Annotated in this window: 19 protein-coding genes; 10 read left to right on the forward strand and 9 right to left on the reverse strand. The window is 64.6% G+C overall.

What is annotated here, in order from left to right; genetic code table 11:
- The first annotated feature begins 39 nt into the window (after positions 1-39).
- A complete protein-coding gene (locus tag I6F21_RS32365) occupies positions 40-1,266 on the forward strand; it encodes an ABC transporter substrate-binding protein (RefSeq protein ID WP_225139415.1) in 1,227 nt (408 codons plus the stop codon).
- Between the two features lie 578 nt (positions 1,267-1,844).
- Positions 1,845-3,458, forward strand: coding sequence for an acyl-CoA synthetase (locus I6F21_RS32370; protein ID WP_225184019.1), 1,614 nt, complete (start codon positions 1,845-1,847; stop codon positions 3,456-3,458).
- A gap of 35 nt (positions 3,459-3,493) precedes the next feature.
- On the opposite strand, the gene I6F21_RS32375 is transcribed toward I6F21_RS32370, so the two are convergent.
- Entirely contained in the window at positions 3,494-4,444 is a 951-nt protein-coding gene (locus I6F21_RS32375) for an AraC family transcriptional regulator (RefSeq protein ID WP_036021010.1), read from the reverse strand.
- A 203-nt stretch (positions 4,445-4,647) separates the two neighbouring features.
- Positions 4,648-5,847: an MFS transporter gene (locus I6F21_RS32380; protein WP_035997203.1), complete on the reverse strand. Its 1,200-nt coding sequence runs from the start codon at positions 5,845-5,847 to the stop codon at positions 4,648-4,650.
- 185 nt (positions 5,848-6,032) lie between these two features.
- Here I6F21_RS32380 and I6F21_RS32385 point away from each other — a divergent pair, with 185 nt between their 5' ends.
- From I6F21_RS32385 to I6F21_RS32395, 3 genes are all read left to right on the forward strand, one after another.
- A complete protein-coding gene (locus I6F21_RS32385; protein WP_225149355.1) occupies positions 6,033-6,836 on the forward strand; it encodes an MBL fold metallo-hydrolase in 804 nt (267 codons plus the stop codon).
- A 146-nt stretch (positions 6,837-6,982) separates the two neighbouring features.
- Positions 6,983-7,999, forward strand: coding sequence for an alpha/beta fold hydrolase (locus I6F21_RS32390; protein WP_035997209.1), 1,017 nt, complete (start codon positions 6,983-6,985; stop codon positions 7,997-7,999).
- Positions 8,000-8,014: 15 nt separating this feature from the next.
- Positions 8,015-8,962 (forward strand): fatty acid desaturase, encoded by a 948-nt coding sequence (locus I6F21_RS32395; RefSeq protein WP_225139412.1) that lies wholly within the window; start codon positions 8,015-8,017, stop codon positions 8,960-8,962.
- Positions 8,963-9,018: 56 nt separating this feature from the next.
- Here I6F21_RS32395 and I6F21_RS32400 read toward each other — a convergent pair whose 3' ends face one another.
- Positions 9,019-9,267 carry a hypothetical protein gene (locus I6F21_RS32400; RefSeq protein ID WP_035997328.1) on the reverse strand — a complete coding sequence of 83 codons (249 nt, stop codon included), beginning with the start codon at positions 9,265-9,267 and terminating at the stop codon, positions 9,019-9,021.
- 137 nt (positions 9,268-9,404) lie between these two features.
- The gene (locus tag I6F21_RS32405) at positions 9,405-10,385 is read right to left on the reverse strand and encodes a YafY family protein (protein ID WP_225184020.1); all 981 of its coding nucleotides are present in this window, start codon (positions 10,383-10,385) and stop codon (positions 9,405-9,407) included.
- 86 nt (positions 10,386-10,471) lie between these two features.
- Here I6F21_RS32405 and I6F21_RS32410 point away from each other — a divergent pair, with 86 nt between their 5' ends.
- Positions 10,472-11,116 carry a glutathione S-transferase family protein gene (locus I6F21_RS32410; RefSeq protein WP_035997331.1) on the forward strand — a complete coding sequence of 215 codons (645 nt, stop codon included), beginning with the start codon at positions 10,472-10,474 and terminating at the stop codon, positions 11,114-11,116.
- Between the two features lie 7 nt (positions 11,117-11,123).
- Here the strand turns inward: I6F21_RS32410 and I6F21_RS32415 are convergent, their stop codons facing one another.
- From I6F21_RS32415 to I6F21_RS32425, 3 genes are all read right to left on the reverse strand, one after another.
- Positions 11,124-11,909, reverse strand: coding sequence for an enoyl-CoA hydratase/isomerase family protein (locus I6F21_RS32415; protein WP_225184021.1), 786 nt, complete (start codon positions 11,907-11,909; stop codon positions 11,124-11,126).
- A 123-nt stretch (positions 11,910-12,032) separates the two neighbouring features.
- Positions 12,033-12,251, reverse strand: coding sequence for a hypothetical protein (locus tag I6F21_RS32420; protein WP_225184022.1), 219 nt, complete (start codon positions 12,249-12,251; stop codon positions 12,033-12,035).
- 243 nt (positions 12,252-12,494) lie between these two features.
- Positions 12,495-13,940, reverse strand: coding sequence for a TAXI family TRAP transporter solute-binding subunit (locus I6F21_RS32425; protein ID WP_225184023.1), 1,446 nt, complete (start codon positions 13,938-13,940; stop codon positions 12,495-12,497).
- A gap of 403 nt (positions 13,941-14,343) precedes the next feature.
- Here I6F21_RS32425 and I6F21_RS32430 point away from each other — a divergent pair, with 403 nt between their 5' ends.
- A complete protein-coding gene (locus I6F21_RS32430; protein WP_050995827.1) occupies positions 14,344-14,691 on the forward strand; it encodes a DUF3307 domain-containing protein in 348 nt (115 codons plus the stop codon).
- Between the two features lie 280 nt (positions 14,692-14,971).
- Positions 14,972-15,370: a hypothetical protein gene (locus tag I6F21_RS32435; protein WP_035997226.1), complete on the forward strand. Its 399-nt coding sequence runs from the start codon at positions 14,972-14,974 to the stop codon at positions 15,368-15,370.
- On the opposite strand, the gene I6F21_RS32440 is transcribed toward I6F21_RS32435, so the two are convergent.
- Positions 15,367-15,681, reverse strand: a complete 315-nt coding sequence (locus I6F21_RS32440; RefSeq protein WP_035997229.1) for a YkgJ family cysteine cluster protein — start codon at positions 15,679-15,681, stop codon at positions 15,367-15,369. The genes I6F21_RS32435 and I6F21_RS32440 overlap by 4 nt on opposite strands.
- A gap of 5 nt (positions 15,682-15,686) precedes the next feature.
- A complete protein-coding gene (locus I6F21_RS32445; protein ID WP_025033709.1) occupies positions 15,687-16,385 on the reverse strand; it encodes a YafY family protein in 699 nt (232 codons plus the stop codon).
- Between the two features lie 114 nt (positions 16,386-16,499).
- Here I6F21_RS32445 and I6F21_RS32450 point away from each other — a divergent pair, with 114 nt between their 5' ends.
- Positions 16,500-16,775, forward strand: a complete 276-nt coding sequence (locus I6F21_RS32450) for a hypothetical protein (RefSeq protein ID WP_035997233.1) — start codon at positions 16,500-16,502, stop codon at positions 16,773-16,775.
- 38 nt (positions 16,776-16,813) lie between these two features.
- A complete protein-coding gene (locus I6F21_RS32455) occupies positions 16,814-17,542 on the forward strand; it encodes a glutathione S-transferase family protein (RefSeq protein WP_036021027.1) in 729 nt (242 codons plus the stop codon).
- Positions 17,543-17,634: the final 92 nt, after the last annotated feature.

Here is a 17,634-nt window from a genome sequence, read left to right on the forward strand (position 1 = left end):
AGGGAGGAAAGCAACAGACGCTGTTAGAAAGGTGTTCGCATGAACTGGCACGGCCGCATCGCTACCCTTCTCGTCGTTGGTACTTTCATCGCATCTTTTCCGGCCACTCGCGCCGCCGAACTCTCCGGTGGCGTGGTGCGGATCGGCATCATCAATGACCAGACCGGGCCATTGTCGGATCTGTCGGGATCGGGCTCCGTCACGGCAGCCAAGATGGCGGCGGAAGATTTTCAGAAGTTGGTGCCGTCGATCAAGGTCGAGATTTTGGCCGCCGATCACCAGAACAAGCCCGATATCGGAGTCGGCATTGTCCGCAAATGGTTCGACGTCGACGGCGTCGACATGGTCGCGGACGTGTCCAATTCGGCCGTGGGGCTGGCGATCCAGTCGCTGGCGCGCGACAAGAACAAGATTGCGGTCTATTCGGCGGTGGCGACCACCGAACTGACGGGCAAGCAATGTTCGCGAAACGGCCTGGCCTGGCTGCACGATTCCTACAATTTGGTATCGGGACCGATCCGCACCCTGGTCAGCCAGGGTTACGACACCTGGTTCTTCATCGCGGCCGACTACGCGTTCGGCAAGAACATGGTGTCGGAATCGCAGCGCGTGCTGGCGGCGGCCGGCGGCAAGTCGCTCGGCGCGGTGTATCACCCGATCGGCAACGCGGACTACAGCTCGTTCATCCTGCAGGCGAAGGCCTCGGGCGCCAAGGCGGTCGCCTTCGCCAATGCCGGCGACCAGCTCGTCAATCTGATGAAGCAATGGAACGAGTTCGGCATGAACACGGGAAGCCAGAAGCCGGTGGCCGAACTGATGTTCGACACCGATGTTCATGCGATGGGCCCGAAAACCGCCAAGGGCCTGACCACGCTGACGGCATGGTACTGGGCGTTGGATGACGAGAGCAGGGCGTTCGGCCAGCGCTTCTTCAAGCTTCGCAGCGCCATGCCCACGGCACCGCAAGCCGCGGTCTATTCCGGCGTCAGCCACTATCTGAAAGCAGTCGCTGCCGTAGGCACGGATGCAACTGATCCAGTGCTGGAGAAGATGCGCGCGACGCCCGTCGACGACTTCTACGCACGCGGCGCGAGGTTGCGCGAGGACGGCAAGCTCGTGCACGACTTCTACCTGGTACAGGTGAAGGATCCGTCCGAGGTCAAGGCGCCCTGGGAGTACTATAACGTGCTCGAGAAAATCCCAAGCGGCGAAGTCTACGCTTCGCTGGCTGACAGCGAATGCCCGCTGGTCAAGCGGGGCAATTGAGGTTGGAGTGCCAAACCCGCGATCTGATGGATAATCGTGATCGCGGGCTTGGTCGGCGCGCATTACGGTGACGGTGCTGGACCGCGCCACGGTGACAGTGCTGGACCGCGCCAACTCCGACTGTGCATCGGCCAACGTTGGAGAAAACAAAAAGGCCTGACGAGCCTCAACCGCGCAACTCGCTCGCCGAAAGGCGCCGCCACATCCCGGCCCGCCCGACCTCCTGCGATGATGCCACTATGCTCCTGTTTTGCCCGACGAAGCAAATCGCGAGAGACCCCATTCGGAATGGGCGGCAACGATCGCGGCCAATTCGCCTCGGCTCGCTTGGGCGAGCCGGACAGGCGAGTCACCACGATTCCTCGGCCTCTTGGCTCCTGAAAGCCTGCCCGACCCGCACCCAATCCGGCTCCACACCTAACCCATTGATCTTGCAGCCCCCGTCTACTGTGCATGGGGTTGTTTTCGCGAGTTTTGATCTGCCCCGTGCAATTTGACGTCGCTGACAGCGCCGACTACGTTCCGCGAAACACGAAAGCTCGCGAGCGTTGAGCCGAGCGAAATTCCACGGGGAAGAAATGACCGGCGACACCGCAGCCACCATCTCGAAAGCGCGCGAGCATTCCATCGGCGATCTTCTGCGCCGCTCCGCAGGCCGCGAGCCGAACAAGCTCGCGGTGAGCTGCGGCGATGTCAGCTGGAGCTTTGCCGAGATGGATGCGATCTGCAACCGGCTCGGCCGCGGCCTGCTCGGGCTCGGCGTCGGGAAGGGCGATCGCCTCGCCGTGCTCTCGCGCAACTCGCACGCCTTCGCGGCGCTGCGCTTCGCGGCCGCACGGATCGGCGCGGTGCTGGTGCCGATCAACTTCATGCTCAATCCGGACGAGATCAACTTCATCCTGAAGAGCTCCGGCGCAAAGCTGCTCGCGACCGGTCCCGATTTCGTCGGGCCGGCACGCGCGGCGAGCGCGAAGGATTGCGCGGTCGAGAAGATGATCTGGCTGCCGGGCGAGGATCCGGCCGCGGCGCCTGCCGACCTCACCACCTTCGATGATCTATTGCATCCCGACGGGTCGTTCCTGGACGCCTCGGTCGATAGCCGCGATCTCGCGCAGATCGTCTACACCTCGGGCACGGAATCGCTGCCCAAGGGCGCGATGCTGACCCATGAAGCCGTGATGTGGCAGTATGTCAGCTGCATCATCGATGGCGGCATGAGCGTGGACGACAAGTTCCTGCACGCTCTGCCGCTCTATCATTGTGCGCAGCTGGATGTGTTCCTGGGTCCGCAGGTCTATCTCGGCGCCTCCGGCGTGATCACGGGCAAGCCGACCGCCGACAACATCCTGGCGCTGATCCAGGCGCACAGGATCACCTCGTTCTTCGCGCCGCCGACGATCTGGATCGCGATGCTGCGCTCGCCGAACTTCGACAAGACTGATCTGTCGACGTTGCAGAAGGGGTATTACGGCGCCTCGATCATGCCGGTGGAGGTGCTGCTCGAATTGCAGCGCCGGCTGCCGGCCGTAAAGTTCTGGAATTTCTACGGCCAGACCGAGATCGCGCCGCTCGCGACCGTGCTGCGGCCGGAGGATCAGCTCCGCAAGGCCGGCTCCGCCGGCAAGCCCGTGCTCAACGTCGAGACGCGCGTCGTCAACACGGCGATGGAAGACGTCAAGGTCGGCGAAGTCGGCGAGATCGTGCATCGCTCGCCGCATCTGCTCTCCGGCTATTACAACGACCCGGTCAAGACCGCAGCGGCATTCACCGGCGGCTGGTTTCATTCCGGCGATCTCGCCACGGTCGACGAGGAAGGCCACATCACCGTGGTCGACCGCGTCAAGGACATGATCAAGACCGGCGGCGAGAACGTCGCGAGCCGCGAGGTCGAGGAGATGGTCTATCGCATCCCGGAGGTCTCCGAAGTCGCGGTCGTCGGCCTGCCCGATCCGCGCTGGATCGAGGCGGTGACCGCCATCGTCGTGGTCAAGACCGGGGCAAAGCTCGACGAAGAAACCGTCATCAGACATTGCGCCGGCCATATGGCCCACTTCAAGGTGCCCAAGCGCGTGATCTTCGTGGACGCCCTGCCGAAGAATCCGAGCGGCAAGCTGCTCAAGCGCGAGCTGCGCCAGCACTTCGTCGGCGGCGAGACGCTCGACAAGGCGGTGCAGAAGAGCTTTGGGACGTAGCAGGCGCCGTTCCGGCGCCGTCGCGGCGAACTCGCCTATTCGGCCTCCCCAGCCAGCTTCCTGACGTCGTCGGGCGTCGCTCCGAAACGGCGGCGAAACGCGCGATGGAAGTAAGAGACGTCGTGAAATCCGGCGAGGTGCGCGATCTCGATGATCTTGCGGCTGCGCATCGCAGGATTTCGCAGCAGTCGTTCGGCGCGCAGTAATCGTTGCTCCAGCACGAAGCCGCTATAGGTGATGCCGGCCTTCTCGAACAGTAACTGGATCGTGCGCGCGCTGATGCGGTGCGTGGCTGCAAGGTCGGACAGCGACAATGCGGGGCTGTCCAGCTGCGCCAGGATGTCGGACTTGAGCGCTTCGAAGCGCGCCGCCGCAAGGCCGCGCAATTGAGCCTCTTCGGCGGCATCGCCGCGTGCGCCGAGCATCAGGACGGCGAGGTCGAACAGGTGCTGCGAGACCGCATCGAGCTCCGCCGGCGCGAGCTTGTCCGCGTGCGCATGCGCGAGATCGTAATATCGCAGGAACATCGATGTGATCGGGTTGGCGCCGGAGATCGACCCCGCGATCAGGTCCTCGGCATTCGGGCAGGCGCGCAGCAGGGCCTTTCGCGGCAGCAGCGCGGTCTGGAAATTACCATACGCCAGTTGCGTGATTTGGGCCCCCTTGATCGAGGGATCGCCGATCGTGATGTCGCCGGCGGCGACCTCCAGTGGCCGTTTCCCCATGGCCCCACGCAATGCCGAATTGGGCGACGTCGTGATCACCAACTCGTCGTTCGTTCCCAATGACACGAAGGACATCGGCGTGCCGAACGAGGCCGAGAGTCTGAGGCGGGGAAGAATGGCAGGCGCAATGGTTCGGTGAACGCGCCCTTCACCAACCGGCACGAAATCGACGTTCGCTACCTGACGGCAAAACTGCTCGCGCCATTGCTCATAGGCCGCACCGTTCGGGTCGCCATCGAATGAGAGCTGCGGCTGGGTCATCGATCGCCGGAACGCCTATTGCCGATTCATTGCGGTCCGCACTTTCGTCGGCGCGCCGGGGATGCGGCAACTAGAAAAGCGCCAGATTGCGCGAAAAACCACTCGCACCTACGCGCTGAGCCAGCGACGAGGTGCCGCAGCCTGCTTATTGGGCAGATCGAAGGCGGGCACGTTGCGCCGCGACTGCCATACGGCGCTGTCGCTCAATATTTCTTCACCGCCGCACTGAAGGCCAGCCACAGCGCGATCGACGCCAGGCCAAAGCCGCCGAGCAGCAGGAAGGTCGGCCCATAGCCGATCCATTGCGCGATCCAGCCGCCGAGAGCCGGGCTGAGGCTCGCGCCGACGCCCTGCACGGTGATCACGGCGCCCTGGCCGAGATTGATGCGGCCGGTGCCGTTGAGCGAGCGCGCGACCATGCCGGGGACGGCAACCGTCTGAAGCCCGGTGCCGATGCCGTCGAGCACCTGCATCGGCACGACGCCCCACCATCCCGTGACGAAGAAGGCGAGCACGCCCCGGATGGGCAGGAACATGAAGGAGACCAAGATGATCGGCCAGTAGTTGCGCTTGCTCGCGGCCTTCATCGCGATCAGCGAGGTCACGATCATCACGCCCTGTGCGATCACCACGGTGGTTGCGACGAAGCTCGGGCCGTTGGCCTGTCCCTCGGCGACCGCGGCAAGTCCGTACAGCGGCACGATCGCGGCATTGCCGAGGTGGAACAGCGCGAGGGCGAGAGCCAGCACGAGCAACGCCTTGTGCTTCAGCAGCATCGTCATCGCATCCGGCGGCGCCTTGGAATCGTCCTCCTTGCTGCCGCGCGCGGCGCGATCGTCGATCGCCTTGGCTGGAATCATCAGCACGCAAGCGATCGCGATGGCGCCGAACAGGGCCGCCAGCGCGAACACGGCAAAATAGCCATACTTGTAGCCGAGATAGCCTGAGAGCGCGGCTCCGACCATGTTGCCGGCGTGATTGTACGCCTGGTTGCGGCCGTTGAGCGCATTGAAGCCCTTCTGCTTGGCGATGCCGAGCGTGATGCCCGTGACGGCCGGCACGATTGCGGCGCTCGCCAGCGATTGCGCCACTTGCGAGAACGTCACCGCCCAGAAGTTTTGCGAGATCAGGATGATTGCGGACGCCGAGACAACGCAGATGCCGGGAATGATCACCCACAGCCGCTTGTTGCGGCTGGAATCGATGAAGCCGCCGATCGGAGTCGTGACCAGCATGCCCGCGACGTTGCCGATCGTCATTGCCGTGCCGATCAGGCCGGTCGCCCAGCCGCGTTCCTGAAGGAAGACCCCGACGAAGGGCCCGATGCCCGACTGCATGTCGGCCATGAAGAAATTGAGCGCGAACAGGGGCCAGATGCGAGACGTTGAAGGGCGAGATGTCATCGAGACGCTGAACTTGATGCTGCCGATCGAATCGGATCTCGCATGAGGCGGGGCTCGGCGGGCGCTGCGGGTGCCCGGGCGGACCAGAACTTAACCTGCTCTCAACCCGTTGGTTCCGGTTGCTCTTGCGATCCGGCGAGTGCGACGTCATGTCTTGCAAGACTGGATCATGATGGATCAGCGCGATGCCCCTCTGGACCTGCGCAACCTGCGGCGCTCAATTCCCGGATAGCGGAAAACCCCCTGCGGCCTGTCCGATCTGCGAGGACGAGCGCCAGTTCGTCGGCTGGGACGGTCAAGCTTTCCTCACGCGCGAGGAGCTCGCGCGCAAGCACCGACTGGTGGGGCGCGACGATCTCGGCCTGACCGGGATCGGCATGGAGCCGAGCTTTGCCATCGGGCAGCGAGCGCTGCTGGTGCCTGACGGCGACGGCTGCGTGATGTGGGATTGCATTCCGCTCGCGACCGACGAGGCCATCCATCACATCACAGCACTCGGCGGTCTCAAGGCCATCGCGATCTCGCATCCGCATTACTATGGCGCGGTCGCCGACTGGAGCGACAGGTTCGGCGGCGTGCCGGTCTATCTGCACGCCGACGATCGCGCCTTTGTCACGCGGCCTCATCCGGCGATCGTGCACTGGACCGGCGAAAGCCATCGCCTCTCCGACGACGTGCTGCTGCTGCGCACCGGAGGCCACTTCGCCGGCGCCACCGTGCTGCATTATGCGCGTGGTGTGGACGGCAAGGGCGCGCTGCTCACGGGAGATATCGCGCAGGTGACGATGGACCGGCGCTTCGTCAGCTTCATGTATTCCTATCCGAACTACATGCCGCTCAACGCCGCCGCGGTGCGGCGGATTGCGTCAGCCGTCGAGCCGTTCGCCTTCGACCGGATCTATGGCGCCTGGTGGGGCCGCAACATCGCCAGCGGTGCCAAGGCGGCGTTTGCTGCGTCGGTCGCGCGCTATCTCGCGGCCATCGCCTGAGCCGGGTTGCGGACCGGATTCATCTTGCCGGCGCCGAATAACTGTACTAATAGTACACTATAAGTAAAGCGACGCATCCGGCGAAAGCCGGCATGATCGATGCATCGCGGACGCCGAGAAGGCCTCCGTGAGCGGGAGCTGAGTGCATGACGGCGCAGCGCGACTACGACATCTTCGAGGCTGGCGACGTCACGCTCCAATCCGGGTCCGTGTTTCCCGCGCTGAAGCTCGCCTACAAGACCTACGGCACGCTGAGCCCGGCCAAAGACAACGTCATCCTCTATCCGACCTCGTTCAGCGCCCAGCACACCGACATTGAATGGCTGATCGGGCCCGACGGCGTGCTCGATCCCACGCACTACTTCATCATCATCCCGAACCTGTTCGGCAACGGCCTGTCGTCGTCGCCCTCGAACACGCCCGCGCCGTTCCCGGAAGTGAGCTATCACGATGCCGTCGCGGTCCAGCACCGGCTGCTCACCGAGCGCTTTGGCATCTCGAAGCTCGCGCTGGTCTATGGCTGGTCGATGGGCGGCATGCAGGCCTATCACTGGTCGGCGCTGCATCCGGACATGGTCGAGCGCGCCGCGGTCGTCTGCGGCAGCGCCCGCTGCGCACCCTACAACTACGTCTTCCTTGAAAGCGTGAAGGCCGCGCTCACGGCCGATCCCGCCTTCCGCGATGGCCTTTTCCTCGAAAAACCCGTCGCCGGCTACCGCGCCATGGGACGCGTCTATGCCGGCTGGGCGATGTCGCACGGCTTCTACCGCGACGAGCTCTGGCGCGAGGCCGGCTTCACTTCACTCGAGGATTATCTCGTCCGCGCCTGGGATGCGACCTTCGCGCGGCGCGATGCCAACGATCTTCTGGCGCAGATCGGCATCTGGCAGCGTGGCGACATCAGTCGCTGTGCAGCATTCGCCGGCGATCTCGATCGCGCGCTGGCCGCGATCAAGGCCCACATGCTGCTGATGCCGGGCGCGACCGACCGTTATTTCGACGTGCACGACAACGAGGACGAACTCGGCAAGCTCGTCAACGCGAGATCGGCGGTGCTGCATCCGATCCCGTCGCTGCATGGCCATCGCGCCGGCAATCCCATTAACAATCCCCGCGACCAGGCCTTCATCAAGGCCGAGATCGCCGAGCTTCTCCGCAAGTAGGGCACGCAACCGACCATGAGCGACGCAACCATTCCGGACGCCGGCCATCGCCTGAAGCCCCTGACGCCCACCACGCTGCGCGAATTGTCGGTTCGCTCCAACATCAGAGGTGCGGTGCAGAGCCTCGGCCATTACAGCGTGATTGTGCTGGTGGGCGTGCTGATCTGGACGGTTTCGTCGAGCTGGGGCGCGCTCTGGGCGCTGCCGCTGATGGTGGTGCAGGGCTATGTCGTTGCCTTCCTGTTCATGGCGGTGCACGAGACCGCGCACAAGACGGCATTCAGGAGCCGGGGCCTCAATCTCGGCGTCGGCTATCTCTCGGCGTTCATCATCGGGCTGCCTTACGAATATTACTGTCTGTTTCACTGGGACCATCATCGCTACACGCAGGACCCGGAAAGGGATCCCGAGCTGATCGTTGGCGTGAAGCCGACGTCCGACACCCAGCTTGCGCTCGCCTATAGCGGCCTGCTCCAAGTCGCCGGCCGTCTGCGGCTGATGCTCGGCCACGCGATCACCGGCAAGGTCGTCGTGCCATGGATTCCCGAGAGCAAGCGCAGCACCATCGTTGCCGAGGCGCGCGCCTATGTCGCGCTCTACGCCCTGCTGCTCGCGCTGTCGCTGTGGTTCTCTTCAGCGCTGCTGCTCTGGGTCTGGATCGTGCCGCTCGTGATCGGGCAGTTCTTCCTGCGGCCCTATCTCTACGCCGAGCATACCGGTTGCGACCGCACCCGCAGCGCCTTTCAGAACACCCGCACGACTTACACCGGTGCTATCGTCAAATGGTTCGCGTGGAACATGCCGTATCATGTCGAGCACCACGCTTATCCCTCGATCCCCTTTCACGCCCTGCCGAAGCTGAACGCGATCGTCGACGGCGAGATCGTCCATCGCGGCCGCGGCTACATCAGAACGACGCGCGAGACCTGGGCCTGGTTTCGCCGGCAGCGGCAGGCCGGCTAGCTCAACGCAAAACTCCGGCCGCGATGCGACCGGAGCTTTGTCGTGATATCGAGATATCAGTAGATCCCGTAGGCGCAGACGTTCACGACGCGCACGCGCAGGCCGTGACGGGTCCGGACCAGGCGCTCCTGATAGCAATTGCTGACGCCGGTGTTGAGGTAGATACCGCCAAAGCCCCAGCCGGGACCCCAGTGGTGATGACCATGATGGTGATGGAAGCCGCCGGCCGAGGCCGCGGTGGGGGCGAGAGCGGCAACGCCGAGCGTGCCGGCGGCGATCAGACCAAGTGCAAGCTTACGAAACATCTTCATTCTCCATTCGGCGCTAGGGCCATTGTTGCGTCCCTGCATTTCCGTCGAGACGAGACGCGATCGCGTTCATGGCAAGCGGGAAGAATCGTGTTTCAGGAATGTTTCGTCGGCTGCGGCAGAATGCGCCGCGATCAGGCTTTCTGCGCCGCGCGATAGCGCACGGCCATCGCCTGCGTCAGCTCGGCCATCTTGTCGCGGAGATCGGCCGGTTCAAGGACTTCGGCTTCCGGGCCGAGCCGCAGCAGTTCGGCCGCGGCATGCCACGATGTCTTTCCGACCGGCACGCGCGCAATGCGCCAGCCGTCTGCATCGGCTGTCTCCTCGAGCTGCGTGCGTGCCTTGACATAGGGCTGGCTGAGCGCGTCGAGCAGCTTCACGCCGAACGGCGACAGGCGGACGATCGCGACATTGGGGTGCATCTCCGCTTCGAGCCGCAGCGTCGCGGCCCGCCAATGGGCGGCGAGGTCGAAGCCGGCCGGACGATCGAAGCGGTCGCCGAGGGCTGTGCAGTCGAGCACGCGTGCGACGCGATAGGTGCGCACGCTGCCGTCGACTTGTCCTGCGAGATACCAGCTGCCGCCCTTCAGCACGAGGCCGAGCGGCGCGACGCGGCGCTGCTTCTCGGATCGCCAGCTCTGGTACCGAATCCTGATCAGCGTCCCGCGCAGCACAGCGCTAGCGATGGTGCGCAGGTGCTTCGGGTCTTCCGCTTCACCGAACCAGCCGGGCGCGTCCAGGTGGAAACGCTCCTGCATCCGCCCGGCATCCTCACGCAAATTCGGTGGCAGTGCCGCCATCAGCTTGTTTTGGGCGGCGATCATCGCAGCATCGAGCCCGAGTGCGGCGGCCGGGCCTGGCAATCCCGCCAGGAACAACGCGCCCGCCTCGCTCTGCGACAGCCCGTTCAGCCGCACGCGATAGCCGTCGAGCAGCCGATAGCCGCCTTCCGCGCCGCGGTCGGCATAAACGGGAACGCCGGACGCCGCGAGCGCGTCGATGTCCCGATAGATCGTGCGCACCGACACTTCGCAGGCCTGCGCGAGCTCGGGCGCGGTGACCTGTCCCCTGGCCTGGAGGGTGGTGAGGATCGACAGCATCCGGCTCGCGCGCATGATCCCTTAGACCATACCTGACACAAGATGTCAGGTATGGTCCGCTACAAGCGGCGCCATCGCCAGCCGGCCAGATGGAGACTGCCATGACCGATCCGAACCGCATCACCCTGTTCTATTCGCCGCAGACGCGCGCCACCGGCACGCGCGTGCTGCTCGAGGAGCTGGGGGCACCTTACGATCTCCATGTCCTCAACATGAAGGCCGGCGATCAGCGCAAGCCCGCCTATCTCGCCCTCAACCCGCTCGGCAAGGTGCCGGCGATTCGCCACGGCGAGGCGCTGGTGACCGAGCAGGTCGCGATCACCATCTATCTCGCCGACCTGTTCCCGCAAGCGGGGCTGACCCCCGCCCTGAACGATCCGTTGCGCGGGCCTTATCTGCGCTGGATCGCCTATTATGGGTCGTCGTTCGAGCCGGCCTTGATCGACAAGTTCATGCAGCGAGAGCCGGCGCCGATCACGCAATCGCCCTATGCCGATTACGATACGATGCTGGGTGCGCTCGAGGCCCAGCTGGCGAACGGGCCCTATCTGCTCGGCGAGCGCATGACGGCGGCCGACGTATTGTGGGGCGTCGCGTTCAGCTGGACCATGATGTTCGGCATCGTGCCGAAGAAGGATGTCTTCGTCCGCTATGCGGAGCGCATGACGGCGCGGCCGGCGTTCCAGCGCATCAATGCCGCAGATGCGGAGATGGCGGCGCAGCATGCCGCCGCGGCGGGTGGATGAGAGGGCGTCAAAATCGCGGTGCCCGCTTGTCGGCGAACGCCTTGATGCCTTCCTTGATCTCGTCGTCGCGCATGCTGTCGCGGTGGCGCCGGTCGGCGGCGCCTTCATCGAGCTCGCCGCGGGCGAACTCGTTGATCGCGCGCTTCATGCCGCGCATCGCTTGGGGGGCGTTGCCGGCTAGGATCGCAGCGAGCGTGTCGACCTCCTCGTCCAGGAATTCCACCGGCACCATTGTGGTGAGATAGCCGATGCGCAGCATTTCCGGGGCGTCGATCTTCTGCGCGGTGAGGAACAGCTTCTTCGCATTGTCGACGCCGAGGCGGGTCACGTAGCGCTTGATGCCGCTCGGGTAGTAATGCAGCCCAAGGCGCGCCGCCGGCATGAACATTTCCGCGGTATCGACGCCGACGCGGAAATCGCAGGCGAGTGCGAGGTCGGTCGAGCCGCCATAGACGCCGCCATTGAGCCGGCAGATGGTCGGCACGCCGAGATCCTCGAGCCGGTTGACGACGGCCTCGAAGGCCGAGCCCGCGCTCTGCTGCTCGCCCGCGCTGACCGCGCGTTCCGCGACCGAATTGAGATCGTAGCCGGCGGAGAAGGCGCGCCCGGTTCCGGTCAGCACCAGCACGCGAATATCGGGATCGGCCTCGACCCGGTCGAACAGTCTCGTCAGCTCGTCGAGATCCTCCGCCTGCAGCCGGTTGAGATGTTTCGGCCGGTTGAGGCGGATGGTGGCGCGGGCGCCGATGATTTCGAGCAGGGGGCTAGATGCTGCGTCGGCTGTGTCCGACATTCTCGTCTCCGTTGTCGGCGCCAAAGTGCCCGCCCGGGCGGAGGCCGTCAACGACGGCGCCGGTCGTTTGCCGCGCCGCTGCAGCGGGCCTGCCGTCCACGCCGCCGTCCCTGGCGGGGTGCCTTACCTGAAATGTGGCGGCTCGTCGTAGCCGCGGCGGCTGCTGAAGAACAGCAGCACCATCAGCCCGACGCCGACAATGACGGAAAACCCCGCGCCCAGCGCCAGTGCCACATAGCCTTCCGTCGGGATCGGCTCACCTTCGATCGCCATTGCGGAATAGGCGAAGTAGCCGGCCGCCGCCAGCATTGCCAGAAGGAGGATGATGAGGAGTGCACGCATGCCGCGTTCTCCGGTTGCAACCAGAAACCAACGGTTGCGGGTGGGCAGGGGTTCCAGACTGGCTGGCGATCGTACGGGTAGCCTCCGTCTCGTGCCCCGGACGCGGCGCAGCACGAAGTGATGCACCGCAGGACCGGGGTCCATGTGGTCACGGATATTGTGCCGGTTCCTGGGTCCGGCTCATCGCTGGGATGCCTTCGGCATTGCAGCTTGTCCGGGACACGACAACGGTGGGGGCGGCTGTCAGGCGCTCTGGGCGGTCTTCACCACCACGACATTGCTGTCGTCTGACGGAGCCGGGCCGGCATCGCGTACCGTCTTGTCGGCTTCGCCGGCATGGCGTTTCAGATAGTCGCGGCGCATGCCGATCTCGTCACGGACGAATTCGTAGCCGAGCTTGAAGGTGTCGAGCCCGTCGGAACTGATCGTGCCGTCCCTGAGGCCGATGACGGCACCGCGCAAGATGGTCTCGAGCTCATCCTGGAGACATTCGAGCTGATCCAGCGAATGGGCATGCTCGATCCGCTCGCCGATGTCGAGGATGGCGGTCGAGAGCTCGCTGGCCTTCTCCGGCGCGATCCGCGTGATCTTGGCGTAGATCGCCGCGAAGATCGAGCCGATGATGCTGAGCGCGGCGACGCCCAGATACATCAAGTCGCTGTACTTATCCAGGAACGACTTGGTGTCGTCGTTGATGTAGTCGGCGGCGCCCCGATGCGCGACCACGAAGGCGTCCTTCTCGACCGAGGCCGGCTCGATCCTGGTGGCAAAGCCGTTGTCGAGCCCGAGCGCCGCCTTGTTCTCGTAGACGATGCGGGCGAGCTCGCCGGCCGTGCTTGGGGACATCCGGGATTGCGCGACCAGCAGCCATTCGAGACCGATCGTGTCGAGATCGTCGTCGGGAATCTGCGGGGATGTCGACACCGAGCCGGCTGTCACGGTCTCATCGGAAATGCCGGGAAATTTGCGCGCCAGCGTCTTGGCTTCTTCGATGGTGTTCAGTGTGAAGCCGCCGCGCTTGGCGGCTTGCTCATAGGATTTGTCCCGGACCGCCTTCGAGGCGTGGACGATCGCGATCACCGCGCTATAGCCGTTTGCCGGGGCGAACAGCTTGTCGAGCGTCGCGCCCTGCGGCGCCATCTGGATCTTCGCAGCCTCAGGGCCATCGGGGACGTCGAGGATGCTGCGGACGAAGGCGAGCGAGGATTCGTTCTCGGCGACGACCGCGACCTTCTTCTTCTTCAATTCGGCCAGCGACTTGATCTTCTTGTTGCCGGGACCGAGCAGGAGCACGACGTCGTGGTCGAGGATCGCGAGCGTGCGCGCCCGCAGCGGCACCTTGGCGTCGGTGCGCAGCACGGCGAGGTCGGCCTGCCTGCGGTCGAACTGCGCGAGCGCCTTGGTATTGTCGGCGTTGTTGACGATGTTGATCCGCAAGCGCGACGCGTTGTTCTTCAGGAGGGCGGCGAGCTTGGCCGCGAACAGCGCCTCATCGCTGTTGGGGCCGCCGACGGCAAAGGTCAGCGTCTCCGAATTGTGCACCAGCGTGCGGCCGGCCCAGACGGTGGCGAACGACAGCAGCAGGGTCAGCACGACGTAGAGGAGAACCTGCTGCTGGTTGGTCTTGATCACCTTGGGGCGCCGGGGCGGCGGCATGGTCGGCGATGCGATGGGGCCTTCGGTACTCATGGCGGCACTCTGGCCTTATCGTTTGGCTGGCGGCGGCGCGTGGCTTGGAAGCGCGGCGGGCCCGGTAATTCGTAAACGCCTGAAAAAAGAACGATATTCCCGATCGCCGATGATAGCGCGAAGGCAGCGGAATGCAAATTTCGAGCCGGAGGTAACCTTAGTCGATATGTCCGCGGCGATTGGCCATCCTATCACCGGTTAGCCACACTTGGCGATTTTCCGGTTCCACCCGGCTGCATTCCGCCGCGGGAGATGTCATAAATTGCGCGTCCCGGCGATTTGACCGGTCCAAGAAGAAGTTGCGCTGAACGCTCCAATTCTTCTCGTCACGTCAATGAGGGCGTCAGCTTTGTCGTTTCCACCCATGTCATCGGCGATTCCGGTTGAAGCGCTTATTGGCTGGATGTTGCTGCTCACCTTCAAGCACGTCATCGCCGATTTCGTTCTTCAAACCGCCTGGATGGCGCACGGCAAGGATCAGAAGCATGGCTGGGCCCTGCCGCTCCTGGTGCACTGCCTGGTCCACCTTGCCGTCGCGCTGCCGCTGATCGTGATCGTGGCGCCGCGATTCTGGTTCGTGGCCTTCTTCGACTTCCTGATCCACATCACGATCGACCGCGCCAAGGGATACGTCTCCGCCAATTTCGGCGTCGACCTCGCCCATCCCTGGTTCTGGACCCTGATCGGCGTCGACCAGGCGCTGCACCACCTGACCGGCTTCGGCCTTGCGATCTTCATGGCGGCGAACTGAAGGTCGCCTTTGGGCCTTCGGGGAGAGGCAATCGCCATCAGCACGAGGGATCATCATGCCCGGGCTTGTCCCGGGCCTCCACGTTCTTCGTGCCTCCTGGCTTTCCGTGAAGGGTCGGGACAAGCCCGGCCATGGCGCCGCGGAAGACTTTGAAAACCCCACCAAGGCGTCCCACCGATTCGCGGCCGACGCGCAACCACCCCGGGTGACTACCGGGCAGCGTGGTTAACCTTTCGTTAGAGAATTGCGCTGCATCTTCCTTACACGAGGGAGAACTGCAATGTTTTCAAGCCGCGACGCCTTTGAAAGCGATTTCTGCCCGGTCCGCGACGAGCTCCTTGGCGAGATGTATCGCGCCAGCGAGAGTGGCCTGCCGAGGCTGGTTGAGAGTGTTTCCCCTGACGTGCGCGCCAGGCTGGCGCTGTTCTGCTACCGCCGTAGCCATTTGCACTCGCTGGCGGTCGCGATCGCAGCGAGCTGCAGCGAGCGCGACTTGATCGAGAATGGCGGCCGCGTCGGCTCGACGCTCTTCGCGCTGTCGCGCGAAGGCACCGCGAAAGCTTCGACGTCGCTGACGGGTGGGCGCAAGCCGATCACGCTGTCGACCAAGCCGCTCTCGGTGCTCGCACCGCTCGATGACGAGCTCGACGACGAGATCGGCGAAGCCGTCCCCGCCTAAGCGGCCTCGATAACGGGCAGGCCGAACTTCCGCCGCGCCATCGCGCATTCGGCGTCACCAGGCATGCAGGTGCGGCACACCTCCGGCCGCACGTCATAGATGCCGCAGGCCGTCATCCTTCCGATCTCGCCTTGCAATGCCGCGCAGCGATCGCCCTCGCAGCGCATGCCCGATTGCCGGTCGTTGACGAGCGCCTCCGGGATCAGCGCAAGCTCCTCGTCGCTCTCGATCGAGAAGCGCGGCCAGTTCTGCGAATAGCCGCAGCAGGCGCCGCAGCCCTGGCAACAGCTCGACAGCTCGGTCTCGTCCATCGTTCTCACGTGTCCTTCGGCGGACCCCAGACCAGGCTCTGCCGCCATCTCGCGCGCAGCACGTCGCGCCGTTCCGGATATTTCTCGTCGAGATAGGTCGCCTCGACCACGCGGTCGGTGCGGAAGCTGCGGAAGTCGCCGCGCAGCTCGCACCAGGCCGCCAGCAGCCGCACGGCTTCGAGATAGCCGACCGAGATCGGCCAGATCATGCGCTCGCTGGGGCGGCCCTGTTCGTCGCGATAGCGCAGCATGATCTTCTTGCCTTCGTGGATCTGGGTCCGGGTGCGCGCCATGTCCAGGCGGTCCGGTTCCCGGTTCCAGCTCGGACGCGCCCGGCTCGCCGGCTCCAGTACGAAGGGGCGCAGGCGCTCCGGGACGGTATCGGCGATCTTGGCCATCAAGTCTTCGGCCGCGCGCGCCAGCGCGGAATCGGCGTGGCCTGCGACCCATTGCGCGCCCAGCACGGCCGCCTCGATCTCGTCCGGCGTCAGCATCAGGGGCGGCAGGTCGAAACCCTTTTCCAGGATGTAACCCATGCCGGCTTCGCCGCGGATCGGCACGCGCTGGCCGATCAGGGTTGCGATGTCGCGATAGATGGTGCGCTTCGAAGTCTCGAGCTCGGCCGCGATCGCGTCTGCCGTCAGCGGCTTACGCGTGCGCCTTAGCACCTGGATGATTTGAAACAGCCGGTCGGCGCGTCTCATGACAATTCTCTTCTCGAACGACGGATCAGAAATCGGCGCGCGGCTGCTGACAGGATGTTGGCAGCAGGGGGGTTCTATACCGGGGACAACACATCGACTGAAGAGGATTTGTCCATGATCATTCCAACCCATTTCGGCCAGGCCGGTCCACTGTGGCGGGCGCAGCTGTGGCACGGCCAAATGTTGCGGGCTTGGGCGTTTGGCCGCCTCGTTCCGCTCGATCTCATGGCCGTTGATCTCCGATTTGCGCTCGCAAGCGTGGTGACACGCTCGCTGAACCATGCCGCGGATGCGCTGGTCCGCCATCTGATGGGCCGCGCCTGGCGCGGGGCCCGCTTCGCAGAAGATATCACGGCTGCTGCCACCATGGTGGCAGCAGCCGGCCGCTAGGTTCCTTCCACTCGTTCGACAGGTTCAGGAGAGCTTGCATGATCACGCTTTACGGTTTTGGCGCCGGCTTCGGCCTGCCGGAAATCAGCCCCTTCGTCACCAAGACCGAGGTGCAGCTCAAGATGGCGGGACTGCCTTATCGGAAAGAGCGGGCGATGCCGCCGGCCTCGCCCAAGGGGCAGCTGCCCTTCATCGACGATGGCGGCGAGGCGGTGGCCGATTCCACCTTCATCCGGGCCCATATCGAGCGCCGCTACGGCTTCGATTTCGATGCCGGCCTCACCTTGGCCGAGCGTGCGCAGGCCTGGGCGTTCGAGCGCATGATCGAGCACCACGTCTATTGGGCGCTGGTGGGCGCGCGCTGGGTCGATCCGGTCAATTTCGCCAAGGGGCCCGCGCATTTTTTCGACGGTGCGCCGGAGCACAATCGCGAGAAGCTGCGCGAGGACGCTCAATTCCGCGTCGCCGAGAACTATCTGCTCTCTGGCCTCGGCCGCCATGCGCCGGATGACGACGTCGATCTTGCCGTGCGTTCGCTGTTCGCGCTGTCGGTGCAGCTCGGCGACAAAGCCTTCCTGATGGGCAACAGGCCCTGCGGCGTCGATGCCACTGCGTTCGGTATGCTCGCCGGCGTCCTCTCACCGTTCTTCGAATCCGCCTTGCGCGAGCGGGCCGAGGGATTTCCGAACCTCACCGCCTATGTCGACCGCATGATGGACGACTATTATCCGGAATTCGCCTGGACGCCGCTACGGCAGGCGGCGTAGCCGCGGTGCATCGGCTGACTCGGTGCAACCTCTCCCGCTTGCGGGAGAGGTCGGCGCGAAGCGCCGGGTGAGGGTTTTCTCCTCTAGGGGGG

Origin of the sequence: Bradyrhizobium sp. NBAIM03, assembly GCF_020194055.1 — a bacterium.
Classification (GTDB): domain Bacteria; phylum Pseudomonadota; class Alphaproteobacteria; order Rhizobiales; family Xanthobacteraceae; genus Bradyrhizobium; species Bradyrhizobium yuanmingense.